This window comes from Thalassobaculum sp. OXR-137, assembly GCF_034377285.1.
In the GTDB taxonomy this organism is placed as follows: domain Bacteria; phylum Pseudomonadota; class Alphaproteobacteria; order Thalassobaculales; family Thalassobaculaceae; genus Thalassobaculum.
This window is the reverse complement of record NZ_CP139715.1, coordinates 201,987-227,920: the sequence shown is the minus strand read 5'-3', so window position 1 is coordinate 227,920 and position 25,934 is coordinate 201,987. Positions and strand designations below refer to the sequence as shown.

Annotated in this window: 24 protein-coding genes; 16 read left to right on the top strand and 8 right to left on the bottom strand. The window is 67.8% G+C overall.

Annotated elements, in window-relative coordinates; translation table 11 throughout:
* The first annotated feature begins 19 nt into the window (after positions 1 to 19).
* On the top strand, positions 20 to 1,072 hold the full coding sequence (locus T8K17_RS01060) for a 2-dehydropantoate 2-reductase (protein WP_322332683.1): 1,053 nt from the start codon (positions 20 to 22) through the stop codon (positions 1,070 to 1,072).
* Positions 1,073 to 1,406: 334 nt separating this feature from the next.
* Here the strand turns inward: T8K17_RS01060 and T8K17_RS01055 are convergent, their stop codons facing one another.
* The 3 genes from T8K17_RS01055 to T8K17_RS01045 are packed head-to-tail and all read right to left on the bottom strand — an operon-like array spanning position 1,407 to position 4,234.
* Entirely contained in the window at positions 1,407 to 1,907 is a 501-nt protein-coding gene (locus T8K17_RS01055; protein WP_322332682.1) for a PAS domain-containing protein, read from the bottom strand.
* A gap of 39 nt (positions 1,908 to 1,946) precedes the next feature.
* The gene (locus tag T8K17_RS01050) at positions 1,947 to 3,536 is read right to left on the bottom strand and encodes an NAD(P)/FAD-dependent oxidoreductase (RefSeq protein WP_322332681.1); all 1,590 of its coding nucleotides are present in this window, start codon (positions 3,534 to 3,536) and stop codon (positions 1,947 to 1,949) included.
* Between the two features lie 26 nt (positions 3,537 to 3,562).
* Entirely contained in the window at positions 3,563 to 4,234 is a 672-nt protein-coding gene (locus tag T8K17_RS01045; RefSeq protein ID WP_322332680.1) for an HAD-IA family hydrolase, read from the bottom strand.
* A 479-nt stretch (positions 4,235 to 4,713) separates the two neighbouring features.
* Here T8K17_RS01045 and T8K17_RS01040 point away from each other — a divergent pair, with 479 nt between their 5' ends.
* The 4 genes from T8K17_RS01040 (at position 4,714) to serA (ending at position 9,596) form a co-directional block, all read left to right on the top strand.
* Positions 4,714 to 6,372, top strand: coding sequence for a GMC family oxidoreductase (locus T8K17_RS01040; RefSeq protein ID WP_322332679.1), 1,659 nt, complete (start codon positions 4,714 to 4,716; stop codon positions 6,370 to 6,372).
* A complete protein-coding gene (locus T8K17_RS01035) occupies positions 6,369 to 6,989 on the top strand; it encodes a 2-hydroxychromene-2-carboxylate isomerase (protein WP_322332678.1) in 621 nt (206 codons plus the stop codon). The genes T8K17_RS01040 and T8K17_RS01035 overlap by 4 nt, the downstream gene beginning before the upstream one ends.
* Positions 6,986 to 8,281 (top strand): MFS transporter, encoded by a 1,296-nt coding sequence (locus tag T8K17_RS01030; RefSeq protein ID WP_322332677.1) that lies wholly within the window; start codon positions 6,986 to 6,988, stop codon positions 8,279 to 8,281. Before T8K17_RS01035 ends, T8K17_RS01030 begins: the two co-directional genes overlap by 4 nt.
* Before the next feature lie 70 nt (positions 8,282 to 8,351).
* Complete coding sequence (serA, locus tag T8K17_RS01025) at positions 8,352 to 9,596, top strand: phosphoglycerate dehydrogenase (RefSeq protein WP_322332676.1); 1,245 nt, start codon at positions 8,352 to 8,354, stop codon at positions 9,594 to 9,596.
* Between the two features lie 283 nt (positions 9,597 to 9,879).
* Here the strand turns inward: serA and T8K17_RS01020 are convergent, their stop codons facing one another.
* A complete protein-coding gene (locus T8K17_RS01020) occupies positions 9,880 to 10,218 on the bottom strand; it encodes an antibiotic biosynthesis monooxygenase (RefSeq protein ID WP_322332675.1) in 339 nt (112 codons plus the stop codon).
* 7 nt (positions 10,219 to 10,225) lie between these two features.
* Positions 10,226 to 10,834: a GntR family transcriptional regulator gene (locus T8K17_RS01015; RefSeq protein ID WP_322332674.1), complete on the bottom strand. Its 609-nt coding sequence runs from the start codon at positions 10,832 to 10,834 to the stop codon at positions 10,226 to 10,228.
* A 134-nt stretch (positions 10,835 to 10,968) separates the two neighbouring features.
* On the opposite strand from T8K17_RS01015, the gene T8K17_RS01010 reads away from it, so the two are divergent.
* The 8 genes from T8K17_RS01010 to dut all read left to right on the top strand — a co-directional run bounded on the left by T8K17_RS01010 (position 10,969) and on the right by dut (position 18,662).
* Entirely contained in the window at positions 10,969 to 12,255 is a 1,287-nt protein-coding gene (locus tag T8K17_RS01010) for an acyl-CoA dehydrogenase family protein (protein ID WP_322332673.1), read from the top strand.
* Entirely contained in the window at positions 12,240 to 13,895 is a 1,656-nt protein-coding gene (locus T8K17_RS01005; protein ID WP_322332672.1) for a class I adenylate-forming enzyme family protein, read from the top strand. Before T8K17_RS01010 ends, T8K17_RS01005 begins: the two co-directional genes overlap by 16 nt.
* Positions 13,892 to 14,758, top strand: a complete 867-nt coding sequence (locus tag T8K17_RS01000) for an isocitrate lyase/PEP mutase family protein (protein WP_322332671.1) — start codon at positions 13,892 to 13,894, stop codon at positions 14,756 to 14,758. The genes T8K17_RS01005 and T8K17_RS01000 overlap by 4 nt, the downstream gene beginning before the upstream one ends.
* 98 nt (positions 14,759 to 14,856) lie before the next feature.
* On the top strand, positions 14,857 to 15,372 hold the full coding sequence (locus T8K17_RS00995) for a phosphonopyruvate decarboxylase (RefSeq protein WP_322332670.1): 516 nt from the start codon (positions 14,857 to 14,859) through the stop codon (positions 15,370 to 15,372).
* Between the two features lie 14 nt (positions 15,373 to 15,386).
* A complete protein-coding gene (locus tag T8K17_RS00990; protein ID WP_322332669.1) occupies positions 15,387 to 15,998 on the top strand; it encodes a thiamine pyrophosphate-dependent enzyme in 612 nt (203 codons plus the stop codon).
* Positions 15,995 to 16,741 (top strand): SDR family oxidoreductase, encoded by a 747-nt coding sequence (locus T8K17_RS00985; protein WP_322332668.1) that lies wholly within the window; start codon positions 15,995 to 15,997, stop codon positions 16,739 to 16,741. The genes T8K17_RS00990 and T8K17_RS00985 overlap by 4 nt, the downstream gene beginning before the upstream one ends.
* A 254-nt stretch (positions 16,742 to 16,995) precedes the next feature.
* On the top strand, positions 16,996 to 18,216 hold the full coding sequence (gene coaBC, locus T8K17_RS00980; protein ID WP_322332667.1) for a bifunctional phosphopantothenoylcysteine decarboxylase/phosphopantothenate--cysteine ligase CoaBC: 1,221 nt from the start codon (positions 16,996 to 16,998) through the stop codon (positions 18,214 to 18,216).
* Positions 18,213 to 18,662 (top strand): dUTP diphosphatase, encoded by a 450-nt coding sequence (dut, locus tag T8K17_RS00975; protein ID WP_322332666.1) that lies wholly within the window; start codon positions 18,213 to 18,215, stop codon positions 18,660 to 18,662. Before coaBC ends, dut begins: the two co-directional genes overlap by 4 nt.
* Before the next feature lie 174 nt (positions 18,663 to 18,836).
* Here dut and T8K17_RS00970 read toward each other — a convergent pair whose 3' ends face one another.
* Entirely contained in the window at positions 18,837 to 19,634 is a 798-nt protein-coding gene (locus tag T8K17_RS00970) for a hypothetical protein (RefSeq protein WP_322332665.1), read from the bottom strand.
* A gap of 154 nt (positions 19,635 to 19,788) precedes the next feature.
* Here T8K17_RS00970 and T8K17_RS00965 point away from each other — a divergent pair, with 154 nt between their 5' ends.
* Together T8K17_RS00965 and T8K17_RS00960 are read left to right on the top strand one after the other, a co-directional pair.
* Positions 19,789 to 20,694 (top strand): NAD(P)-dependent oxidoreductase, encoded by a 906-nt coding sequence (locus T8K17_RS00965; RefSeq protein WP_322332664.1) that lies wholly within the window; start codon positions 19,789 to 19,791, stop codon positions 20,692 to 20,694.
* Positions 20,691 to 21,800, top strand: a complete 1,110-nt coding sequence (locus T8K17_RS00960) for an NAD(P)/FAD-dependent oxidoreductase (protein WP_322332663.1) — start codon at positions 20,691 to 20,693, stop codon at positions 21,798 to 21,800. Before T8K17_RS00965 ends, T8K17_RS00960 begins: the two co-directional genes overlap by 4 nt.
* Before the next feature lie 443 nt (positions 21,801 to 22,243).
* Here T8K17_RS00960 and T8K17_RS00955 read toward each other — a convergent pair whose 3' ends face one another.
* The gene (locus T8K17_RS00955) at positions 22,244 to 22,717 is read right to left on the bottom strand and encodes a MarR family winged helix-turn-helix transcriptional regulator (RefSeq protein ID WP_322332662.1); all 474 of its coding nucleotides are present in this window, start codon (positions 22,715 to 22,717) and stop codon (positions 22,244 to 22,246) included.
* Positions 22,718 to 22,872: 155 nt separating this feature from the next.
* Between T8K17_RS00955 and hppD the strand changes: the two genes are divergently transcribed.
* Complete coding sequence (gene hppD / locus T8K17_RS00950; protein WP_322332661.1) at positions 22,873 to 23,964, top strand: 4-hydroxyphenylpyruvate dioxygenase; 1,092 nt, start codon at positions 22,873 to 22,875, stop codon at positions 23,962 to 23,964.
* A gap of 257 nt (positions 23,965 to 24,221) precedes the next feature.
* On the opposite strand, the gene T8K17_RS00945 is transcribed toward hppD, so the two are convergent.
* The gene (locus T8K17_RS00945) at positions 24,222 to 25,523 is read right to left on the bottom strand and encodes an N-acetylmuramoyl-L-alanine amidase (protein ID WP_322332660.1); all 1,302 of its coding nucleotides are present in this window, start codon (positions 25,521 to 25,523) and stop codon (positions 24,222 to 24,224) included.
* Between the last annotated feature and the right edge of the window lie 411 nt (positions 25,524 to 25,934).

The following is a 25,934-nucleotide window of genomic DNA, read 5'->3' as shown; positions in this document are numbered from 1 at the left end:
AGACAAGGAAGACCAAGAGATGAGCGAGCGTATCGCGATCGTCGGGGCCGGCGCCGTGGGCGCCTATGTCGGCGGCTATTTCTCCCGCGCCGGCGAGGACGTCACCCTGATCGACCCCTGGCCGGAGAACGTCAACGCCATCAACGAGGGCGGCCTGAATCTCTACGGCCTGACCGAGGCCGAATGCTTCAACGCCCCGGCCAAGGCGATCCACCTGACCGACGTGCAGGCGCTGAAGAAGACCGGGCCGATCGACATCGCGTTCGTGTGCACCAAGTCGTTCGACACCGCCTGGGCCACGATGATGATCCAGGACTACCTGTCGCCGAACGGCTACGTGGTCTCGCTGCAGAACTGCATCAACGAGGAGACCATCGCCAAGGTGGTCGGCTGGGGCCGGGTGATCGGCACCATTGCCGCCAAGATCGCGGTCGAGATGACCGGACCGGGCGAGGTCAAGCGCGGCGTGCCCCTGGGCGGCAACAGCCACACCGTGTTTCGGGTCGGCGAGATCCATGGCCGCATCACCCCGCGGGTCGAGCGGGTCTGCGGCATGCTGGCCGGCATCGACAGCGCCAAGACCACCACCAACCTGTGGGGCGAGCGCTGGTCGAAGCTCTGCGCCAACGCCCACCAGAACGGGGTGAGTGCGGCCAGCGGCCTCGGCAACAACGGCTGCGCGCGGGACGCCGATGTGCGCTGGCTGCAGATCCGCATCTGCGGCGAGGCGGCGGCCATCGGCAAGGCGCTGGGCTACGACCTGGAGAAGATCGGCAAGTTCACCGGCGACGAGTGGATCGCCGCCTGGAAGGGCGACGCGAAGCAGCGCCAGGCGATCGAGGACGAGATGCTCGCCGCCTGCGAGGGCCGCAGCGAGGAGAGCCGCCCCTCCATGGCCCAGGACATCGCCAAGGGCCGCCGCACGGAGATCGACTACATCAACGGCTTCATCGCCGAGAAGGGCGCCGAGATCGGCATCGACGCCCCGGCGAACCGGGGCCTGGTGACAGCGGTGCACGCAGTCGAACGCGGCGAGCTTCCGCCGGCGCCGGAGCGGGTGACGGCGATCTGAGGGCAGGGGCGGCGGGACGCCTGCCGCCCCTCGCCATTCCAACCCGTCATCCCGGGAGACCCCGTCCCGGATTTAATCCGGGATTGATCCGGGGGCTGCCCGGGACCGTGCCAATGCGGCTGGGTCCCTGCTGACCCCCGGGTCAGGCCCGGTGCCCGCCGGGATGACGAGGATATTTTGAATTTTTAACCAGTGGACTTCCCGGCCTTGTGCCGGGGCAGCGCATCCGCTGACGCGAAGTGTTCGGTGTCCTGGCCGGTCGACGGGATCGCCCCGGAATAAATCCGGGGAGTGAGGCGGGGCGGGGTAAAAAGCGGGAGGGAGGCTTCCCGCTTTACACCCGAACGAACACGTACCGTGTCAGCGACAGGATGATGTCGACCTTCCGGCCGTCGGCCGCCAGGGGAAGGTGGACGCGCTGCGACTGCCGGGGCCCGTCGGAGGCGAGCTGCTTGGCTGTCCGGAAGACCGGAACGCCCTGCTCGGCGCAGCGCGCCATGTCGCGGTATCCTGCGCTTTCCTCGAAGTTCGGAAACTGCTCCGTGCACCATTTTCCGGTCGAGTCCCGGCCGGAATAGTTGACGACCGCCGTGCCCACCAGCCGGATCCAGAAGCGCCACGGATCGCGGTAGACATCGGCCATCCACAGATGCGGCAACAGCTCGGGAATATCCGCCGGGTCGAAATGCTGGCGCCCGGGCAGGCCGTCTGGCGGCGTGATACGGGTCCAGTAGCGGACGAGCGCTGCGATTTCCGGAGCGTAGCCGTCGGGGATCACGAATTCGGTTCCCGCGCTGGGGCCTGGTGAGGGCGTCTGCCCGTCGTCTTCCGTCATCGTCTCCGCCGGATGAGAAACTGGTGTCGATGCTCCATCCTAGCCGACCCGGAACCCCGCATATCCCGCCGCTGCGATCTCCTCGCATTTCTTCACATAGGCCGGAAAGCCGGGATAGGGCATGAACACCCGTGGTTTGCCCGGCACGTTGGCGCCGAGATACCAGGAATTGCAGCTCGGATAGAGCGTGCCGCCGGCGATCTGGTTCACGTGGTCGACCCAGGCGTCCTCGGCATCCTGCTCCGGCTCGATGGTCGACTGCCCGTGGGCGCGCAGGTGGTCGATGATGTCGCTGACATAGTCCACATGCTGCTCGATGGTCGGCAGCATGTTGGTCAGCACCGAGGGGCTCCCCGGGCCGGTGATGAGGAACAGGTTGGGGAAGCCGACCGTCGTCAGCCCGAGATAGGTGCGCGGCCCCGCTTCCCACTTCTCCGTCAGGGCCAGACCGTCGCGGCCGCGGATGTCGATCCGGTTCAGCGAGCCGGTCATGGCGTCGAAGCCGGTGGCGAAGACGATGGCGTCGAAGGCGTACTCCCGCCCGCCGGTGATCAGGCCGGTCTCGGTCAGCCGCTCGATCGGGGCCTTCGAGATATCGATCAGCGAAACGTTGTCCCGGTTGTAGGTCTCGAAATAGCCGATATCGACGCAGAGCCGCTTGCAGCCGATCACGCTGGTCGGGCAGAGCAGCTCCGCCGTCTTCGGGTCGTTGACCGTCTCGCGGATCTTGTCGCGCACGAACTCGGCGGCGACGTCGTTGCCCTCCTTGTTCACCAGCAGGTCGATATAGGCGCCCAGATAGGAGAAGCCGCCGAGGTCCCAGCGCCGGGCGAACTCCGCCTTGGCGGTCTCCAGCGGCTCGCTGCCCCATTTCAGGTCGCGCACCGAATAGAGCTGGCCCGACCGGCCCTGCTTGGCCTTTTCGCGCAGCTCACTGTAATTCGCCTTGAACCAAGCCTCGCGCTCCGGGTCGACCGGATGGTTGTGGGCCGGCACCGCGTAGTTCGGCGTGCGCTGGAACACGGTGAGGTGTTCGGCCTGGCGGGCGATCACCGGGATCGACTGGATGGCCGAGGAGCCGGTGCCGATCACCGCCACCCGCTTGCCGGTGAAGTCCACGCCGTCCTTCGGCCAGCGCCCGGTGTGGTACCAGTCGCCTTTGAAGTCCTCCAGCCCCTCGAAATGCGGCACGTTGGCCGAGGAGAGACAGCCCGTCGCCATCACCAGATGGGCGGCGGCGACCGTGTCGCCCTTGTCGGTGCTGACCTGCCACCGGCCGGTCGCGTCGTCGAAATGGGCGGCGGTGACCTTGGTCTCGAAGCGGATGTCGCGCTTCAGGTCGAAGCGGTCGGCCACGTGGTTGGCGTAGCGCAGGATCTCGGGCTGGGCGGCGAACCGCTCCGACCAGGACCACTCCTGCTGCAGGTCCTCGTCGAACTGGTAGGAGTACTCCATGCTCTCGACGTCGCAGCGGGCCCCCGGATAGCGGTTCCAGTACCAGGTGCCGCCGACCCCGTCGCCGGTCTCGAACACCACCGCGCTCAGTCCCATGCCGCGCGCCCTGTGGAGCATGTACATGCCGGCGAAGCCCGCTCCGACGATCGCGATGTCGACCTTTTCCGCGGCCATGCACTCCTCCCCGAGATTATCGTTGTTCATTCCCGCAAGCGGAGCGCAATCGCGGCGTGGCTGTCAAACACGGACTCCGCCCCGGCGGCGGTGAGGCGTTGGGCGAGCTCCGGGTCGGCGTGTCCGGCCCCGGTGAAGCCCCAGGCGGTCATGCCCGCATCGACGGCGGCGCAGATGCCGTTGACACTGTCCTCCAGCACGACGCAGTCCTTGGCGGGGACCCCCAGCTTCTCGGCGGCGTAGAGGAAGATGTCCGGCGCCGGCTTGCCGTTGGGCACCAGCTTGGTCGAGTAGATATGCGGCGCGAAGCGGTCGTACAGGCCGGTCTTGCGCAGCTTCATGACCAGCGAGTCCGGGAAGGAGGAGGAGGCGACGGCGGTCGGGACCGTGACGATCTCCACCAGCTCGGCGATGCCGGGGACGGCCTCCAGCTCGCGCTCCATGGCGGCGACGCTGTCGTCCTTGATCCGCTCGTACAGGCTTCGGTCGAGCGGCCGGCCGAAACGGGTGCGGTGCTCGGCGTCCAGGGTGGCGAAGAAATCGTCGTAGGACAGGCCGGTGAACTTGGTGGCGTAGTCCTGCGGCGCATAGCTCAGGCCGGCTTCGGCGATCGCGGCCTGCTCGATGCGCATGACGATGGCCTCGGAATCGACGAGCACCCCGTCGCAGTCGAAGATCAGGGCGGTGGGCTGGGGCATGGGCGTGTCTCTGGCGGGCGGGCGGGGCGCCACTGTGGCACCGCACCGGGGTTGAGGCGAGGGGGCTTGAGTGGGGGTCGGGTCGGCTCTGGCGTTCGTGGCTTGGTCCTGATTTGCATCAGGACGACGGCCTATTCTTAACGTTTCCCCGTCATCCTGATGCAAATCAGGATCAAGCCTCCGGCCACCCACCACCCCTCCCACCCCCCGGCCTTGTGCCGGGGCGAGGCTTGCCGCTCGCCCGGACTCCAAACGCTTCGCGCCGGCTGTTGGCCTCGCCCCGGAACAGGTCCGGGGAGTGGAAATGGTGAAATTTCTCTTCGCACTCGCAAAAATCTCTTCGCACATGCACAAACATTCGTGCCGATCCGGCAAAGAGAAAATCGTCCGCTTCTCTCTCCCGCCGCCCCCATCGTCTGTGTTAGGACTGAGGTTAACCCGCGCTCGTGGGACCGCTTCAAGACTCGGATCGTGATCCAATGGACAGCTTCGACTACGTCATCGTCGGTGCCGGCTCTGCCGGTTCGGTGCTCGCCAACCGTCTGAGCGAGGATCCCAATACCTCGGTCTGCGTGCTGGAGGCCGGGCCGAGTGACTGGCACCCGTTCATCCACATTCCCGCCGGGTTCATGAAAACGATCCTCGATCCGTCGGTGAACTGGCTTTACGAGCAGGAGCCGAGCCACTGGACGGCCGGGCGCCGGATCAAGGCGCCGCGCGGCAAGACCCTGGGCGGGTCGAGCTCGATCAATGGCCATATCTACAACCGGGGCCAGCGGCTCGACTTCAACACCTGGTCGCAGATGGGCAACCGGGGCTGGGGCTATGCCGACGTGCTGCCCTATTTCAAGCGCTGCGAAAGCCGCCAGGGCCAGGCGGACGAGACCTTCCGCGGCCGCGACGGCAAGATGACCGTCACCGATATCGACTGGTCGCACCCGCTCACGGAGGCCTTCATCCAGAGCTGCGTGGAGACCGGCATTCCGCGCAACCCGGACTATAACGGCGAGAAGCAGGAGGGCGTGAACTACGCCCAACGCACAATCCGTGGCGGCCGCCGCCTCAGCGCAGCGCGCGGCTACCTGCACCCCGCCATGAAGCGGCCCAACCTGACGGTCATCACCCATGCCCACGCCACCGAACTGGCGCTGGAGGGGAAGCGGGTCACCGGCGTGCGCTACAACAAGGGCGGGCGCCACGGTATCCCGAGCGAGGTCAAGGCGAACCGGGAGGTGATCCTGTCGGGCGGCACCTACAACTCGCCGCAGCTCTTGCAGCTCTCCGGGATCGGCGCGCCGGACCAGCTCAGCCAGCACGGCATCGCGGTCAAGCATGCGCTGCCGGGTGTCGGCGAGAACCTGCGCGACCACTATGCGCCGCGCTTCGCCTACCGGGTAAAGAACACCGACAGCATCAACGAGCGCGCCCGCGGTCTGAAGCTGGCCGGCGAGGTGATGAAGTACCTGACCACCCGCAAGGGCATCCTGGCGATCAGCCCGACCCTGGTCTACGGCTTCTGGCGCTCCGATCCGGCGCTGCAGTTCGGCGACATCCAGTTCACCTTCACCCCGGCCTCCTATGCCGAGGGTGTGCAGTCGGCGCTGGAGCGGGAGCCCGGCATGACCATCGCGTCGTGGCAGCAGCGCCCGGAGAGCCAGGGCTATGTCCGCCTGCGCAACGCCGATCCGTTCGAGGCGCCGGTGATCCAGCCGAACTACCTCGCCCATGAGGAGGACCGCCGCGTCCTTCTGGCGGCGATGAAGCTAGCCCGCCAGATCATGACGGCCCAGGCCATGGCGCCCTACAACGCCGGCGAGACCTACCCGGGCCCGTCCGTGGCGAGCGACGACGAGCTGATGGAATCTGCCCGGCATCGCGGCACGACCACCTTCCACCCGATGGGCACCTGCCGCATGGGGCCGAGCAGCGACAAGCTGACGGTGGTGGACGACAGCCTGCGGGTGCACGGGCTGGAGGGGCTTCGCGTGGTCGATGCCTCGATCATGCCGACCATGCCCTCGGCCAACCTGAACGCCTCCACGATGATGATCGCGGAGAAGGCGTCCGACATCATTCGCGGCCGTCCGGCGCTTGAGTCGGTCAGCCTGCCCGACGAGGCCGGGAGCAACGCGGCATGAAGACCATCGACTACTATTATTCGACCCGCTCGAACTTCACCTATATCGGCGCCGCCCGGCTGAACGCCCTGGCGGAGACGTACGGGCGCACCATCGTGCACCGGCCGATCCTGCTGTCGAAGACCATGCCGCCGATCGGCGGGATGCAGTTCGGCGAGCGGCCCACCATGCTGCGCCACTACGCCATGGTGGATGCGCTGCGTTGCGCCGCCTTCCATGGGGTGGAGATCCAGCGCGAGCCGATCCATCACATGGGCCCGGTTGAGCTGCCCAGCGGCATCGTGATCGCCGGTCAGCGCGCCGTGCGCCGAGGCGAGGCGGGCGACGTCGACCGGCTCAGCCTGCTGGTGCTGGAGGCGCTGTGGCGCTTCGACCGCGACATCGCCGACGAGGACGTGGTCGCCGACCTGGTCGCCCAGGCGGGCTACGGCGATCCGCGGGCGCTGATCGAGGAGGCGATGACCGCCTCGGTCCAGGCGGAACTGGAGCGCAATTGCGGCGAGGCGGTCATCCGCGGCGTCATCGGCGCGCCGACCTATTTCGTCGACGACGAGAACTTCTACGGTCAGGACCGGCTGGACTACGTCGAACGGGCGCTGGCCAAGGCGGCAGGATGACCGACGCACCATCGCGGGGATACGATTCCGACGCCCCCGGGGATATCGACGGCCCCTACGCCTGGGCCCGTCTCGCCATGTGTTTGCTGATCAGCATGGTCGGCGGCGCCGGGCTGTGGTCGGTCGTGGTGGTGCTGCCGGCGGTGGAAGCCGATTTCGGCATCGGCCGGGCCGAAGCCTCGCTGCCCTACACCTTCACCCTGATCGGCGTCGCCATCGGCACGGTGCTGATGGGCAAGCTGGCCGACAAGGTCGGTATCGTGCCGGCGTTGATCCTCGGCGGCATCGCGCTCGGGGCGGGGTATGGCGCCACGAGTTTCGCGCCGACCATCTGGGTCTTCTCCGCCGAGCACGCGCTGCTGATCGGCATGCTGGGCGGGGCGGTGACCTTCGGGCCGCTGCTCGCCGACATCTCCCACTGGTTCGTGCGCCGGCGCGGCATCGCCGTCGCCATCGCCGCCAGCGGCAACTATCTCGCCGGCACCGTCTGGCCGCCGATCATCGATCATCTGGTCGGTGAGGTGGGCTGGCGCGAGACCCACCAGATCATCGCCATCTTCTGCGTCGTCACCGTGGTGCCGATGGCGCTCGCCCTGCGTCGCCGCTCGCCGATCGGCCACGCGCCCGCCCCGGTCGTTGCCACGGGCCGCAACGGCAAGCCGCCGTTGCCGAGCCCGGTGTTGCAAGGCCTGCTGATCGTCGCCGGGCTCGCCTGCTGCATCGCCATGGCCATGCCCCAGGTCCATATCGTCGCCTACTGCCTGGAGCTCGGCTATGACAGCCAGCGCGGGGCGGAGATGCTGTCGCTGATGCTGGGGACCGGCATCGTCAGCCGGCTGGTCTGCGGCGCGCTGGCCGACCGGATCGGCGCCCTGTGGACCTTGCTGCTGAGCTCGATGATGCAGACCCTGGCGCTGCTGCTGTTCCTGCCGTTCGACGGGCTGGTCCCGCTATACGTGGTCTCCGCCCTGTTCGGCCTGTCCCAGGGCGGCATCGTGCCGACCTACGCGCTGATCGTGCGGCAGTTCTTCCCGGCGGCACAGGCGGGTGTCCGGGTCGGCGTGGTGCTGTCGGCCACCCTGGTCGGCATGGGGCTCGGCGGCTGGATGTCGGGGGCGATCTACGACCTGACGCTCAGCTACACGGCCGCGTTCGTCAACGGCATCGGCTGGAACGTCCTGCACATCGCCATCGCCGCCTTCCTCCTGTTCTCCCTGGGGCGACAGGGCGGCGGGCGGTCCAATGAACGGACGGACCAGCGCGGACCAGCCATGCAATTCCGTACGGCGTGACGGGTTGGTGCAGCGCAGCATTTGCGTTATGACGCGGGCTCGCATCTGAAACCACACCGGACCCAGCCAGATGGCAAAGGGACTGTCCCGCCCGAAGAACCAGATCCGCATCCTCCTGCTGGAGGGGATCTCGCCGACCGCGCGCGATGTGCTGCTGAACGCCGGCTACACCAACCTGCAAGAGGTCTCCGGCGCGCTGGATCAGGCCGCGCTGATCGAGGCCCTGCAGGGCGTGCACATGCTCGGCATCCGATCGCGCACCCAGCTCAACGAGGAGGTCCTGAAGGCCGCCGGGACGCTGGTTGCGGTGGGCTGCTTCTCGGTCGGGACCAACCAGGTGGACCTGCCCGCCGCCTCGGCCCTGGGCATTCCGGTGTTCAACGCACCGTTCTCCAACACCCGATCCGTCGCCGAGCTGACCATCGCCGAGATCGTCATGCTGATGCGCGGCGCCTTCCAGAAGTCCATGGCCGCCCATGACGGGCGCTGGGCCAAGACGGCCGCCGGCTCGCGCGAGGTGCGCGGCAAGACCCTGGGCATCGTCGGCTACGGCAATATCGGGACCCAGCTCGCCGCGCTAGGCGAATCCATGGGCATGCGGGTAATCTATTTCGACCGCACCGACAAGCTCAGCCACGGCAATGTGGAGCCGACCCAGACCCTCGACGATCTGCTGGCCCAGTCCGACGTGGTGTCCCTGCACCTGCCGGAGACGCCGGAGACCAAGGGCATGTTCGCCGCGGAGCAGATCCGCGCCATGAAGAAGGGCGCGTTCCTGATCAACAACGCCCGCGGCACCCTGCTGGACATCGACGCGCTGGCCGCCGCCCTGAAGGACGGCCATCTGGCCGGCGCCGCGGTGGACGTGTTCCCGACCGAGCCGAAGTCGAACAAGGACAGCTTCGAGAGCCCGCTGCGCGGCCTCGACAACGTGATCCTCACCCCGCATGTGGGCGGCTCGACCGAGGAGGCGCAGGAGCGCATCGGCGACGAAGTAGCCCGCAAGTTCGTGGAGTATTCCGACGTCGGTTCCACCATGGGGGCGGTGAACTTCCCCGAGGTGCAGCTGCCGAAGGGCACGCTGGTCACCCGCTTCATCCAGGTTCAGCGCAACGAACCGGGCGAGCTCGGCCGCCTGAACGACCTGTTCGCGCGCCACGGCCTGAACATCGTCGCCCAGCATTACCAGACCGACGGGCAGATCGGGTACGTCGTGCTCGACGTGCAGGGCGAGGTGGAGAACGCGGTGCAGATCCTGGAGCAGATCCGCGAACTCCCCGGCACGATCCGAGCGCGGCTGCTGAACCGGGTTTAAGGCATTCCCCCTCCCTCCGGCACGCCCCGGATTTATTCCGGGGCAGCGCTGGGGCGAGGCGTCACGTCCTTGAACGGGTTCTGACGTTGAAGCGTGCCTTGGCCTCACCCCGGAATAAATCCGGGGAGTGATTTGGAGGCTAACAAAACGCCTCTCCCCGGCCTTGCGCCGGGGCCCAGAGGGACGATTGCTGGAGCGGCCCAGGTAGATCTTGAAATGCTCCAGCCGCTCCTTCTCAGGGTCCCGGCGCAAGGCCGGGAAGACTGGCGGCGGTGGGAGCGCCCTACCGCCCCTCCGGCCCGGAATAGGCCCGCTCCACCTTCGCCACCCGCAGCTCGTAATGGGCGTACCAGCGCTCTTTCCCCATTTTCTGCGCGGTCAGGTGGCGGGCGTGCTGCTTCCAGGCGTGCACCGCCTCCTCATCGCGGAAATACGACACGGTGATGCCGAGCCCGTCCGCGCCGCGCGCGCTCTCCGCCCCGAGGCAGCCCGGCTGCCGATGGGCTAGGTCCATCATCGCCTCGGCCATGGCCTCGTAGCCGCGCCGGTCCTCGGTCTGGGTGGAGGTGAAGATCACCGCGTAGTAGGGCGGCTCGGGCGTTTCGGCGAAGCCTGCGGGCATGGTCCGGTCATCTTTCGATCAGGTGGGCGAGGTGGGTATCCAGGGCGGCCGCCGCGCGGACCGCGTCCCCCGCACGGAAGGCGTCGAGCAGGGTGCGATGCTGCCGGGTCCAGACCGCGCGGATCGCGGTGTCCGGCTGCTGCTCGCGATAGGGCCGGCGGTCCTCGCGCCGCAACTCGTCCACCAGCGCCAGCAGCCGCGGATTGCCCCCGGCCCGGTACAGCACCGTGTGGAAGGCGGCGTCCAGTTCCTCCAGCGCCTGGGGATCGGTTTCCGCCTCGATCCGTTCCTGCAGGTGGCCGGCCTCCAGCACGTCGCGGTCGTCGCGGCGCGGCATCGCCAGGGCCAGCGCCTCGCCCTCCACCAGCCGGCGCACGGCGACCAGATCGCGCAGCGCCTCCGCCGTCATCTCGACCACCTTCAGGCTGCGGCCCTTCCCCGGCTCCAGCCAACCCGCCGCGCGCAGGCTCTCCATGGCGAGCCGCACCGGCTGGCGGCTGACCCCGAACCGGGCGGCGAGCTCTTCCTGCTGAAGGACGGCGCCGGCGGCGATCGCGCCGCGGCGGATATCCGCGCACAGGCGCTCGGCGATGCTGGAGGGAGAATTTGGATCCATGGATCCAAACTAGACGTTCAGAGGTCCGACGGCAAGACGATTTCGCCACCTTCACCGCTCCGCCCCGCCATGGCAGGCTCCCCTCAAAGGACGGGTCGCATAAGGCCCGCCGAAAAGGCCCGAGGGGGAGGAGTATGGAATTTCAGCACGCACCCGCCGTGCACGATCTGCGCGCGCGGATCGAGGCCTTCATGGCCGAGCACATCTACCCGAACGAGCCCCGCTACTACGCCGAGACCGCCGAACTCGGGCCCTGGAAGGTCCAGCCGGTCGTGGAAGAGCTGAAACCCAAGGCCAAGGCCGCCGGCTTGTGGAACCTGTTCCTGCCGGAAAGCGATTACGGTGCCGGCCTGTCCAATCTGGACTACGCGCCGCTCTGCGAGGTGATGGGCCGCTCGCCCCTGGCACCCGAGGTGTTCAACTGCGCGGCCCCCGATACCGGCAACATGGAGGTGCTGGTCCGCTACGGCACCGAGGAGCAGAAGAAGCGCTGGCTGGCGCCGCTGCTGGCGGGCGAGATCCGCTCTTCCTTCGCCATGACCGAACCGGCGGTGGCCTCTTCCGATGCGACGAATATCGAAAGCTCGATCCGGCGCGACGGGGACGAGTACGTGATCGACGGCCGCAAGTGGTACACCACCGGCGCCACCGATCCGCGCTGCAAGATCATCATCTTCATGGGCAAGTCGGACCCGGACAATCCGGACCGGCACAAACAGCAGTCGATGATCCTGGTGCCCAAGGACACGCCGGGCGTCACCGTGATCCGGCCGATCCCGGTCTTCGGCTTCTACGCCGTGCCCGACCGGGCGTCGGAGGTGGAGTTCAAGGACGTGCGGGTGCCCGCATCCAACATGCTGCTGGGGGAGGGGCGCGGCTTCGAGATCGCCCAGGGGCGGCTCGGCCCCGGCCGCATCCACCACTGCATGCGGCTGATCGGACTGGCGGAGCGGACCCTGGAGAAGATGTGCCGCCGGGCCGAACAGCGGGTGACCTTCGGCACCCCGGTCGCCCACCAGACGGTCACTCTCGAGCGGATCGCCGAGGCCCGCATCCTGATCGAGCAGTCGCGGCTGCTGACCCTGAAGGCCGCCTGGATGATGGACACGGTCGGCAACAAGGAGGCGCGGGCCGAGATCGCCATGATCAAGGTCGCGGTGCCCAACATGGCCTGTCAGGTGATCGACTGGGCGATCCAGGCCTTCGGCGGGGCCGGGACCAGCAACGATTACGGTCTCGCATCGGCCTATGCGACGGCGCGGCTGCTGCGCTTGGCGGACGGTCCGGACGAGGTGCACCGTAACCAGATCGGCCGGCTGGAACTGCGCAAGTACCGGGAGCCGGGCAACCTCGACACGGGCGCGCAGGATGTCGGCCCGCGTCTCGCCCAACCGGGAGAGGGGCCATGGCCGGCACCCTGACGTCGGACCGGAACGGCGCTCCGCAGGACCGGTTCTGGAAGGGGCTGACCGGCGAGACGGCTCTTGAGACCCATTACGACGGCCGGGTGGTGCGCTGCTATGCCGAGCGGCCGGCGGATCTGGCGGTCATGTTCCGGGATCTGGCCGACCGCCAGCCGGATCGCGCGGCCGTGGTTGCCGGCGATACCCGACTGACCTTCGCCGAGTTGGACGACCGGGTGGCGCGCATCGCCGGCGGCCTCGCGGCCCAGGGCGTCGGGGCGGGCGACCGGGTCGCGCTGCTGCTCGACAACGACTGGCCGTTCGTCGCGGCGCTGCTGGCCTGCAACCGGATCGGCGCGATCTGCGTGCCCATCGGCATCCGCCAGCGCCGGGCGGAGCTGGAGTTCCTGCTGACCGATTGCGGGGCGTCCGTTCTTGTTCACGAGGCCGCGCTAGCCGAGAACGTTCCCGCCGCCGACACGGTGCCGGACCTGACGCACCGGTTCTCGGTGGGCGGGGAGAGCGACGGGGCGCGGCCGTTCGAGGCCCTGCTCGCGGCCGAGCCGCTGGCCGCCCTGGCCCAGATCGATCCCGAGGCGGTGGCCGTCATCCTCTACACCTCCGGCACCACCGGCCGGCCGAAGGGCGCGATGCTGACCCATTTCGGCATCATCCAGTCGTCGCTCGCCTTCTCGCGCTGCCTGTCCTTCACCGCCGACGAGAGGGCGCTGGCGGCGATCCCGCTCAGCCATGTCAGCGGGCTGGTCGGGATCTTCTATTCGACCCTGATCGCGGGCGGGGCGCTGGTCGCCCTGCGCGCCGGCTACAAGGTGCCCGACCTGCTGGCCCTCGCCGCACAGGAGCGGGTGACCTACACGATCCTGGTACCGGCCCTGTACACCCTGGCGGTCATGCAGCCGGATCTTTCGGGCTATGACCTGTCGGCTTGGCGGATCGGCTGCTTCGGCGGCGCGCCGATGCCCGAGGCCACCATCGCCAAGCTGTCCCGAATGCTGCCCAGGATGGTGCTGGTCAACGCCTATGGCGCGACCGAGACCACCTCGCCGACGACCATCATGCCGCCCGGCTACAATACCGACTTTCCGGACAGCGTCGGTCAGGTGGTGCCCTGCGGCCGGGTCGAGATCCGCGGCGAGGACGGCTCCGTCCTGCCGCCCGGCTCGACGGGGGAGCTCTGGATCTCCGGACCGATGGTGGTGCCCGGCTACTGGAACCGGCCGGATGCCAACCGCGAGGCCTTCGTCGGCGGGGCCTGGCGGTCCGGCGATATCGGCACGGTCGACGCCGACGGCTTCGTGAAGGTGTTCGACCGGGTCAAGGACATGATCAACCGGGCCGGCTACAAGGTCTTCAGCGCCGAGGTCGAGAACGTGCTGAACCACCACCCCGAGATCGTCGAGGCTGCGGTGGTCGGCCGGCCGGATCCGGTGCTGGGCGAGCGGGTGCATGCCTTCATCCGTCCCGTCGAGGGATCGGCCCTGGACGAGGCGGCGGTGCGGGCGTTCTGCGCCGAGCGGCTGTCCGACTACAAGGTGCCGGAGACCGTGACCGTCACCGGCGACCCGCTGCCGCGCAATGCCAACGGCAAGCTGCAGAAACCCACCCTGCGCCAACAGCTCATGGAGCCCGTCCGATGACCGTTTCTCCCGCCGCCCGCCTGCGCGGCCTGCTCGCCTCCGGTGAGATCGTGATGGCGCCGGGTGCGCCGGACAGCCTGTCGGCGCGGGTGATCGAGCAGGCCGGGTTTCCGGCGATCTACATGACCGGTCTCGGCGCCACCGCCAGCCGGCTGGGCACCCCGGATATCGGCCTGCTGACCCAGACCGAGATGACCGAGCATGCCCGCAACATGGCCCGTGCCGTGTCGATCCCGATCATCGCCGATGCCGATACCGGCTATGGCGGTCCGTCGAACATCCACCGCACGGTGCGCGAGCATGTGCAGGCCGGCGTGGCGGCGATCCATCTCGAGGATCAGATGGCGCCCAAGCGCTGCGGCCAGCTCGCCGGGATCCGGCTGATCGATGCCGAGGAGAATGTCCGCCGGCTCGCCTGTGCGGTGGAGGCCCGGGGGGACGACGACCTGCTGATCATCGGCCGTACCGACGCCATCGGCACGCTCGGTCCCGACGAAGCCATCCGGCGCGCCCGGCTGTATCAGGGGGCGGGCGTCGACCTGGTCTTCGTCGACGGCATCAAGACCGTCGCCGAGGTGGAGGCGGTGGCCCGGGGCGTGGAAGGGCCGAAGGTCGTCTCCATCGTCGACGGCAACGAGACGGTAAAGCTGACCGCGGCCGACCTGCAGGCCATGGGCTTCTCGGTGGTGCTCTACGCGGTGACGGCCCTGTTCTCCGCCACGCGGGCGGTGGCCGACGCCATGGCGGCGCTGAAGCGCGACGGCACGCCGGCGCAGGCGGGGGTGGGCTATACCTATGCGGAGTATTGCGGGCTGGTGGACCTGCCGTTCCACCAGGGACTGGACGACCGGTTCGGCGCCTAGCCGGGGCGGCGGGCGCGGCGAAATATTGCATACAATGCTGAAATTCAGCGTGTTAGCTTGCCCCCTCAAAAGAACGATCACACGGGAAACGCACGGAAATGTCGGACCAATCGGTTTGGGGCGCTGAGCTCTACGACACGCTGGTGGACGGCGGCGTGTCGATTTTCGCCTATGTCCCGGACGGCGGGCACAAGGTGATGATCCAGAAGTCGCTGGAGGACGATCGCGTCCAGTCCATCCCGCTTACCACCGAGGAAGAGGGCGTGGCGTTGACCGCCGGCGCCGATCTCGGCGGCAAGAAGGCGGTGCTGCTGATGCAGTCGAGCGGTACCGGCAACTGCATCAACATGCTGTCGCTGCAGGCCAACGGCCGTTTCCCGTTCCTCGCCATCATCACCATGCGCGGTACCTTCGGCGAGCAGAACCCCTGGCAGGTCCCGATGGGCAAGGCCGTGCGCCCGTGCCTGGAGGCGATCGGCGTCCATGTGCTGGAGGTCGAGCGGCCGGAGGAACTGAAGGAGACGACCCACGCGGCGATGAACCTCGCCTTCCGGTCCAACTGCGCGGTGGCGCTTCTGCTGACCCAGAAGTTCATCGGCGCCAAGGCGTTCTGAGGGAGGGACCGGAGATGAGCGAAGAGATCAAGATCACCGGCTCCAATCAGCGCATGGACCGCGCCCAGGCGGTGCCGGCCATCGTCGGCAACCACCGCGATTTCCTGGTCGTCACCGGCCTCGCCGGCACGGCCCAGGACATGTACGCGATCGAGCCCGATGCCGATAACTGCTTCCTGCTCGGCGGGGCGATGGGGGCGTCGGTCTCCATGGGCCTGGGCCTGGCGCTGGCGCAGCCGGACAAGCACGTGCTGGTCATGTGCGGCGACGGCGAACTGCTGATGAATGTCGGCGCGCTGGCCACCGTCATGGGGTCCGGCGTGACCAACCTGTCGATCCTCTGCGTCGACAACGAGCGCTATGGCGAGACCGGCAACCAGATCACCCATACCTCCATGGGCACCGACCTGGCGCTGACCGCCAAGGGGCTCGGCATCAAGAACGTGATGACCGTCACCGCCCCCGACGAGATCGAGGCCGGCCACCAGGAACTGCGGCGCGCCGACGGGCCGACCTTCGTCTACCTGAAGATCAGCGACGCCAAGCCGCCGAAGCTGAAGTCGCGGAACTTCGACGCCGCCGACCGCCGAATCGCCTTCCGCCGTGCACTGCTGGGACACCTATGACCGAGACCAGAACCGTAGCCGTCACCGGAGCCTCGCGCGGCCTGGGAGCGGAGATCGCCTTGGAACTGGCCCGCCGGGGCCTGACCGTCGGCTGCCTGTCGCGCAAGGGTATCGGCCCCGAGGAGGAGCCGGTCCCGGCCGCGCTCGCCGGGCGGATGATCAACCTGGCCTGCGACGTGAACGACCCGGAGTCCGGGGCCGCCGCCCTGACGGCCCTGGCGGAGAAGACCGGCGGGCTGCACGCCCTGGTCAACAATGCGGGCATCCATAAGGAAGGCCGCAGCGAGAGCTTCTCGCCCGCCGAGTTCGCCGAAGTGCTGAACACCAACGCGGTCGGCCTGTTCGCCATGTGCCAGTCGGCCTATCCGCACATGATCGCCAGCGGCGGCGGGGTGATCGTCAATATCGGCTCGCACTACGACAAGATCGGGGTGAAGTACACGGCCGCCTATTGCGCGTCGAAGGCGGCGGTCGGCGCGATCACCCGGTGCCTGGGCGTGGAATGGGCGCGCAAGGGCATCCGCGTGGTCGACGTGGCACCGGGCTTCACCCTGACCAACCTGAACCGCTCCCATATGGACAACGAGCGGTTCCGGTCCTTCATCGAGAAGGCGATCCCGCGCGGTGCGCCGGGCGAGGCCTGGGAGGTGGCGCGTTTCGTCGGTTCCATCGTCGCCGACGACATCCCGTTCCTGAACGGCGAGACCTTCTACATCGACGGCGGCCAGGCGGTGGCGAATTGACGGTTGCGTAGCGACCGTCATCCCGATGCAAATCGGGATCATGCGGCTATCGTTACCGCTTCTGCCGTCATCCCGGCGAGGCCCGGGCTCGACCCGGGGGTTGGCCGGGACCCAGGTCCGGCGCCGGGGGCGCGGTCCCGGCCCGTCCCCGGATCGGGTCCGGGGACGTCCGGGATGACGGCGTGGGGCTGGATCGTGGCGTATCCCGAACCCTCTCGCCCGCCACGGCACTTCGCGCTACCTTCCGGCCCATGATGACGCTGAGCAACAGACGCATTCTCCTGATCGTCGGTGGCGGGATCGCCGCCTACAAGGCGCTCGACCTGACCCGCCGCCTGCGCGAGCGCGGGGCGGCGGTGCGCGCGGTGCTGACCAAGGCGGGCGAGCACTTCGTCACCCCCCTGGCGCTCTCGGCCCTGACCGAGGACAAGGTCTATACCGAGCTGTTCGATCTCACCGACGAGGCGGAGATGGGGCATATCCAGCTCTCCCGTTCGGCCGACCTGATCATCGTCGCCCCGGCCACCGCCGACCTGATGGCGAAGATGGCGCACGGGCTGTGCGGCGACCTGGCCTCCACCCTGCTGCTGGCGACCGATACCGACGTGCTGATCGCCCCGGCGATGAACGTGCGCATGTGGGAGCACCCGGCCACCCGGGCGAACCTGGCGACCCTGACGTCGCGCGGCGTGCGGGTGGCCGGGCCGAACGAAGGGTCGATGGCCTGCGGCGAATACGGCTACGGCCGGATGGCCGAGCCGCTGGAGATCATTGCGGCCGCGGAAGCCTATTTCGCCGAACGCACTGGCCCACTCGCCGGAAAGAAGGCGATCGTCACCAGCGGCCCGACCCATGAGCCGATCGACCCGGTGCGCTACATCGCCAACCGCTCGTCCGGCAAGCAGGGGCACGCCATCGCCCGCGCCCTGGCCGCGCTGGGAGCGGAGGTCACCCTGGTCAGCGGCCCGACCCGCGAGCCCGATCCCGCCGGGGTGAAGACCGTGCCGATCGAGAGCGCGCGCGACATGCTGGCCGCCTGCGAGGCCGCCCTCCCGGCCGATATCGTGGTCTGCGCCGCCGCCGTCGCCGACTGGCGGGTCGCCACCGCCGCCGACCAGAAGATGAAGAAGGAGGAGGGGCGCGGCCTCCCGACCCTTAAGCTTGCCGAGAACCCGGACATCCTGAAGACCCTGTCGCAGAAGACGCAAGGCCGCCCGGCCCTGGTGGTCGGCTTCGCGGCGGAGACCGAGAAGGTTGTCGAGTTCGCCACCGCCAAGCGGGCGCGCAAGGGCTGCGACTGGATCCTGGCCAACGACGTTTCCCCCGCGACCGGCACCTTCGGCGGCGACAGCAACACCATCCACCTGGTCACCGCCGACGGGTCCGAGGACTGGCCGGCGATGACCAAGGCCGAGGTCGGCAAACGCCTTGCCGCCCGCATCGCAGAGCATTTCCAGACTGGACCTTCCGCATGAGCATTCCCGTCCGCATCACCCGGCTGGCCCATGGGGCCGACCTGCCGCTGCCGGCCTATGAGACCGAGGGTTCGGCGGGCATGGACCTGCGGGCGGCCGTCGACGCGCCGGTGACCCTGGCGCCGATGGAGCGCACCGCCGTTCCCACGGGTCTCTCCATCGCCCTGCCCAAGGGCTACGAGGCGCAGGTGCGCGCCCGGTCGGGTCTGGCGTTCCGGTCGGGCATCGCCTGTGTGAACGCGCCGGGGACCGTGGACAGCGACTATCGCGGCGAGATCAAGGTGATCCTGGTCAACCTGGGCCAGGAGCCGGTGACCTTCGAGCGCGGCGACCGCATCGCCCAGCTCGTGGTGGCACCGGTGAGCCGGGTCGCGTGGGAAGAGGCGGAGAGCCTGGACGAGACCGCCCGCGGCGACGGCGGGTTCGGGTCGACCGGGCGGGGGTAACAAGCCTTTAATTTTCTTCCGTTTCAACGTCGTCATCCCGGTGGCGCCCGGACTTGATCCGGGGGCCGACGGGGACCTAGCGCTCTATTGCTATGGGTCCCGGCGAACTCCGGGCCGAGCCCGGAGTTCGCCGGGATGACGGATGTTTTCGGCGTTTGATATGTGCCGGCCCTCTCACCCCACCCAGCGCGAGAACGCGAAGCAGATGAGGACCATCCGGGCGATGACGTGGCGGGTGAACTCCTCCACCGCGGCCACGGCCTCCTCCGGGGCCGGTCCCGCCTCGGCGCGCAGATGGGCGAGCCTCGCACTCTCCGCCATCGCCATGCTGCGGGTCGTCGCGGTCGCCGCCCGCAGCCGCCCATCGGCCTCGAGCGGCGCGAAGCCCGCATGCATCAGCGCCAGCAGCCCCGGCCAGTAAGCCAGATGCCGGTACATGGTCGCCAGGATCGGCTCCTCCGGCCTCGACCCGAACCGGTTCAGCGCCAGCACCAGCTCCCAGACATGCGGCTCTACGTCGCCCTGGGACAGCACCCGCGGGATCGGCGCCGATGCCGCTTCCGCCGGCGCGCCTGCAGCGCTCGGCACCGGCCCGGCCGGCGCGACGACCAGCGCGCCCAGGGCCAGCAGGTTCAGCCCGTTGCCCCGGTTGTAGCCGGCGGCGACCGCCCGCACGGTCGCCAGATCCTCCGCCGTCACCCCGACCGCCTGCAGCGCGCCGGGGGCCAGCGGCTCCGGCATCGCCACCGGCAGCCGGTCGAACAGTGCCTTCGCCGACCGAGCCGCCTGACCGCTGGTATAGATCGGCTTGGCGGCGCCCCAGGCCCAGTCCAGCCCGCCGTCGATGGTCGCCAGGTGCCGCCAGATCAGGTTCACCACCGGGACGCCCAGGGTCGCCTTGATGTCGTCGAAGGTCTGCGCCAGCGCGCCCGTCGCCTCGTGCTCGGCGATCGCCGGAATCGGGTCACCCATCGCATCCTCCCAAACTCGTTGCTTGTCGCTTTTGCCGTGATTGCAGCGTGGCGGGGACGGCCCGGTCAATCCGCGTTCTGCGCATTGGGGGGCTTGGAGGGGGAGGCGACAATCGGCTATGCCGGAAGCAAGAACCATAAAGGGAGGAACCGCGATGACCGATCCTGTGAAGGTCGGCTTTGCCGGTGTGGGCCTGATGGGGCGCGGCATGGCCGGCAACATCCTGGCCAAGGGCTTTCCGCTGACCGTGCTCGGCCACCGCAACCGCACGCCGGTCGACGAGCTGACGGCGCTGGGTGCGGCCGAGGCGGCCACGCCGAAGGAACTCGCCGCCGCGTCGGACATCGTCATCCTCTGCATGCCGAACAGCCGGGTGGTGGAGCAGGTCTGTCTCGACACCGCCGGGATCGTCGAAGGTGCGAAGCCCGGCACCCTGGTGCTCGACGCCTCCACCGCCGAGCCGGCCTCGACCAAGCGGGTGGCGGCGGCCCTGGCGGAGAAGGGCATCGACTTCATCGACGCGCCGATGACCATGACGCCGAAGGAGGCGATGGAAGGCACCCTCAACGTGCTGGTCGGCGGCCCGGACGCCCTGGTGGAGAAGGCGCGGCCGGTGCTGGAGTGCTACGCCCGCAACATCTTCCATATCGGCCCGCTCGGGGCGGCGCATTCGCTGAAGCTGATCAACAATTTCATGAGCATGTCCATGTCCGCCCTGGTGGCCGAGGCGGCGACCACGGCGCGGGCGGCGGGGGTCGATCTCGGCAAGCTGCGCGAGGTGGTCTCGGCCGGGGCGGTCAATTCCGGCATGTTCCAGAAGATCATGGCCTATGCGGTCGACGGCGATGCGTCGGGCCTGCAATTCGCCATGGCCAATGCCCGCAAGGATGTGGGCTACTACAACGACATCGCCGCCGAGGCGGGGCTGCCGGCCCCGTTCGGATCGGCGGCGCTGCAACTCTACACGCTGGCCTGTGCGACCGGACACGGCGAGGAGCACGTGCCCCTGCTGGTCGATGTGATGGCGGAACTCGGTGGACTGAACGGAGCGGGTACATGAGTGCGGAACAGGTCGATGCGATCGTCATCGGCGCAGGCGTGGTCGGACTGGCCGTGGCGCGGGCCCTGGCCCTGGCCGGGCGCGAGGTGCTGGTGCTGGAGGCGGCCGAGGCCATCGGCACGGAGACCAGCTCGCGGCATTCCGAGGTGATCCATGCCGGCATCTACTACCCGCCGGGCTCGCTGAAGGCGAAGTTCTGCGTGGAGGGCAAGAACAAGCTCTACCGCTATCTCGACGACCACGGCGTTCCGTACACGCCGATGGGCAAGCTGATCGTGGCGACGTCCGAAGACCAGATCCCGGCCCTGCAGCAGATCCAGGACCGGGCGGTCCAGGCGGGCGTGACCGATCTGGTGTTCAAGTCGCATAACGAAGTGGTGGCGATGGAGCCGGAGCTGCGCTGCGTGACGGCCCTGTGGTCGCCGTCCACCGGCGTGCTCGACAGCCATTCCTACATGCTGGCCCTGCAGGGCGATGCCGAGGAGCGCGGCGGCATGATCGCCTTCCACGCCCCGGTCGCCGGCGGCAAGGTCGGCGAGGACGGGATCGAGATCGCCGTCGGCGGGGCCGAGCCGATGCTGCTGAAGGCGAAGACGGTGGTGAACTCCGCCGGCCTGCATGCCCAGCCGTTGGCCGCCAGCCTGATGGGCTTTCCGGCCGACAAGGTACCGCCGCATTTCTACTGCAAGGGCAACTACTATTCGCTGTCCGGGGTGCGGGCTCCGTTCACGCACCTGATCTATCCGGCTCCCGAGCAGGCGGGGCTCGGCATCCACCTGACCCTGGATCTCGGCGGCCAGGCCCGGTTCGGCCCGGACGTGGAGTGGATCGACGCGATCAACTACGACGTGGACCCGCGCCGCTCGGACAGTTTCTACGAAGCGATCCGCAAGTACTGGCCGGGCCTGCCGGACGGGGCGTTGCAGCCGGGCTATGCCGGCATCCGCCCGAAGATCCAGGCGCCCGGCACGCCGGCGGTCGACTTCATGGTCCAGGGCCCGGCCGAGCACGGGGTGCCGGGGCTGGTGAACCTGTTCGGCATCGAAAGCCCGGGCGTGACGTCGAGCCTGGCGATCGCCGACCACGTGGCGGCGATGGTCGCGTAGTTATTTTCAGGTACAATAGGATTTTCGCGCGCATAAACGCTGTGCATGGACAGGTTATAGTAAATGTACGATTTGCTAGCGATTCTATTTTTAACGGCGTGGTTGATCGTTACTATGACGATTCCTGGAAAGGCCGCTTTTTATGTATCCTTTTTGTTGACGAGTGTCGTTTTGTCGTGGGCATTTTATTTCAGTTTTTTTGTTTATACGTCTCATCAAATAGAATTATTTTCTATGGTAATTGGAGTGGCTCTCTTTCTTTATGTGGTGAGAGTTTTAATGCTGAAATTGCTGCGGTGGTCCCGTGAGTTCTGCGAATATCATATGAAAATTCTGTACGTCAGAAAGGTGGCAGAGAAGTATAGAAATCGAGAAAAGTAGATAATATTCGAGCACGACAGCGGACCCGATTGCCCCGGAATAAATCCGGGGAGTGAAAAGGGTTAGAGCTTCTCTCCCGCCGCCGCCCGTTTCTGCAGCCGGTCCAGCAGCCGGTCCAGCATCAGTCGCTCCTCGTCCGTCAGCCCCTCCAGCAGAGCCGCTTCCCGGGCGCGGGCGAGCGGGACGATCTCGCGGTAGACCCGGTCCCCCTCCGTCGTCATGGCGATGGTCTGACGTCTCCGGTCCGCCGCATCCACCGTGCGCCGGATCATCCCCGCCTCGGTCAGCCGCGCGATCGCCCGGCTCACCTGCACCTTGTCCATGGCCGAGCGGCCCTGGATCTCCGAGGCCGTCGCCGCCCCGAACGCGCCGAGGATCGCCAGGATGCGCCATTCCGCGATGGTGATGCCGAACCGGTCCGCATAGAGCCGGGCGATCCCCTTCGACACCGTGTTCGCCAGTACCGCCAGCCTGTACGGCAGAAACCGGTCGAGCATCAGCGCGTCGGAAGCGGGGGTGTGCGGGGCGTCTGGCATGGCGGTGGTCCGGGCTCGGCGGGGTGACACTTGTAATGGTTTCATTTGAAACCAAATGGTGATTCTGTTACAAATGAAACTAACACGATTTCCCGTGGCGCGGCGAGGCATCCTCCGGATCGACTCCGCCCGCGCCGCCGACAAGGAGGTTCCCCATGGCTACCACCACGCTTCCCCCGGTCCCCCAGGGCACGCCCGAGAACCCGATGGCGACCGACGGCTTCGAGTTCGTCGAATACACCGCCCCGGATACCGCCGATCTTGAGAAGCTGTTCACCGCCATGGGCTTCCGCGCGGTCGCCAAGCACCGCTCCAAGAACGTCACCCTGTACCGCCAGGGCGGGGTGAACTTCATCGTCAACGGCGAGCCCGACAGCTTCGCCCAGGCCTTCGCCAAGGTGCACGGCCCGTCCTGCTGCGCCATCGCCTTCCGGGTGAAGAACGCCGCCGCCGCCTTCGAGCGGGCGGTGAAGCTCGGCGCCAAGCCCTTCGAGGGCAAGGTCGGCCCGATGGAGCTGAACATCCCGGCGATCCACGGTATCGGCGACAGCCTGATTTATCTGGTTGATCGGTACGGCGAGCGCTCGATCTACGACGTGGACTTCGTGCCGATCGAAGGCGAGGAGCAGGACCCGGCCGGCGTCGGCCTCACCTATATCGACCACCTGACCCACAACGTGCACCAGGGTCGCATGGATGTCTGGGGCAGCTTCTACGAGACGCTCTTCAATTTCCGCGAGATCCGCTACTTCGACATTGAGGGCAAGCTGACGGGCCTGAAGTCCCGGGCGATGACCAGCCCCTGCGGCAAGATCCGCATCCCCATCAACGAGAGCTCGGACGACAAGAGCCAGATCGCGGAATATCTCGACCAGTACAAGGGCGAGGGCATCCAGCACATCGCCATGGGCACCGACGACATCCACGCGGCCGTGGACGGGCTGCGGGGTCTCGGCATGAAGTTCATGGCCCCGCCGCCGGAGACCTACTACGAGATGCTGGCCGAGCGCCTGCCGAACCACGGCGAGAACGTGGAGGAGCTGAAGGCGCGCGGCATCCTGATCGACGGGGCGCCGACCGAGGATGGCGGTTTGCTGCTCCAGATCTTCACCAACACGGTGATCGGGCCGATCTTCTTCGAGCTGATCCAGCGCAAGGGCGACGAGGGCTTCGGCGAAGGCAACTTCAAGGCGCTGTTCGAGAGCATCGAGCAGGACCAGATCAACCGCGGTGTTCTGAAGGGCTGACGGTGCAAGGGGAGGGGCGGCGTTTGTTCTCCTTCCCCTCCCCAAAAACCATCGCCCCTCCCCGGATTTATTCCGGGGCAATCCCATCCGTTCGGGCGGGCCTCAGGCGAGGATGCGAGGACCCGTCACGCTGACCGGATTACCCCGGAATAAATCCGGGGAGTGTTTGTGGTTGGGGGGGCGCCTGAACCCGGTGGGTGCAAGGCGGCCGAGAGTGCCCCGCGTCCGCGCGGCCCCACGCCCAGCCCAGCCCCGTCTTACCGGAACGCCGACTGCACGCCCTGGAAGTAGCGATCGATCGCCCGGGTGAGCCCGGCGGCGACCTTGCGGCGGAAGGCCGGGTCGTTGAGCCGGCGGTTGTCCTCCCGGTTCGACAGGAAGCCCAGCTCGACCAGCACCGAGGGCACGTCCGGTGCCTTCAGCACCGCGAAGCCGGCGAACCGGTGGGGGCTGCTCAGCAGCTTGGTCTCGCGGTCCATCTCCTTGACCACATAGCCCGCCAGCCTGGCCGAGTAGTTCATGGTCCGGCGCTGGGCGAGGTCGATCAGGATGTTGGTGACCTCCGGTTCCTGCTGGGAGAGGTCGATGCCGGCGACGATGTCCGCCTTGTTCTCGCTGGTGGCCAGCGCCTCCGCCTCCTTGTCCGAGGCGTTCTCCGACAGGGTGTAGACCGACAGGCCGCGCAGGGAGCTGTCCTTGATGGAATCCGCGTGCAGCGACACGAACAGATCGGCATCGACCCGCCGCGCGATGGCGATGCGCTCGCGCAGGCGGATGAAGCTGTCGTCCTCGCGGGTCAGGACCGCCTTGTAGCGGCCCGTCGCCTCCAGCGCTTCCTTCAGCGCCTTGGCGGCGGCCAGCACGATGGCCTTCTCATAGACCCCGTCATGACCGATGGCGCCGGGGTCGACGCCGCCATGGCCCGCGTCGATGACGATGGTCATGCGGTCGTCGGACTTGGGCAGCGGCGCCGGGGCGGCCGGCGGCGCCGACAGGCGCGGGGCGCTCAACGCCACATGCTTCTGGATGGAGGCGTCGGAATCCTTCAGAAACGCTTCCCGCGTCGCCGCCACCAGGTCGATCACCAGCCGATACTGCTGCGATCCGGAGGGCGGCAGGACGAAGGCGGATTTCACCTCGACCGGGCTGCCGGCGTCGATCACCACACGGGAGGTGCCCGGCCGGAACTGACCGTAGCGCCAGCCGGCGATCGGGCCGACCGCCCGCGATCCCGCGGCTTCCGGCAGGCGGAACGAGACTTCCGGCACGTCGACCACGACCCGATACGGATCCGGCAGCAGGAAGATCGAGAAATCGATCCGCTGATCCAGGTCCATCACGATGCGGACCTTGTCCGGGTGATTGCCGATCCGCAGGTTGGAGACGACCGGCGTGCCGGCCGCCAGGGCGCTCTGCGCCATGACGAGGGTGCAGAGCACGAGCAGAACGCAGCGCCACAGCCCGAGCCAAAGCCCGGCTGCCGTCCGCCGGCCCGTGGCCGCGTCCGCCGACTCCCGGGAGTCGAGCGCCATGGCTGAGCTGACCGCGCGTCGCGTCATTCCCTGTCCCCAGGCCCGTTGTCAGATGGCGCACTGTACCGCGACACGAATGCAAAGGCAATATTTACGATAGATATCATGAGGCTATGAGGTGGAATTGCAGTTCGGCCTCAATTGGCACCGTTCGGGCGCCCCGATGCGGCCCGGTCACGGCCCCACCAGGAATTCGCCTGAAGTTTTGGATTGTTAGTAGGCGCATGTGACAGTATGGTGCATCCGTCCTCGAAGACCGTGTGCGGGTACGTGCGCGCCGTTATGGGCCAAGGGGTTACGGGGATACGCGAGACTTTTTTCGATTTCGAGCCGGGGCGAATCGTAGTTCCCGGCTCCGCGCAGGACCGACCGACGTGAGACCTGCAAACTGGAACAGTCCGACGACGGCGACCCAACAGTCGCCCGCGGCAAACCGAG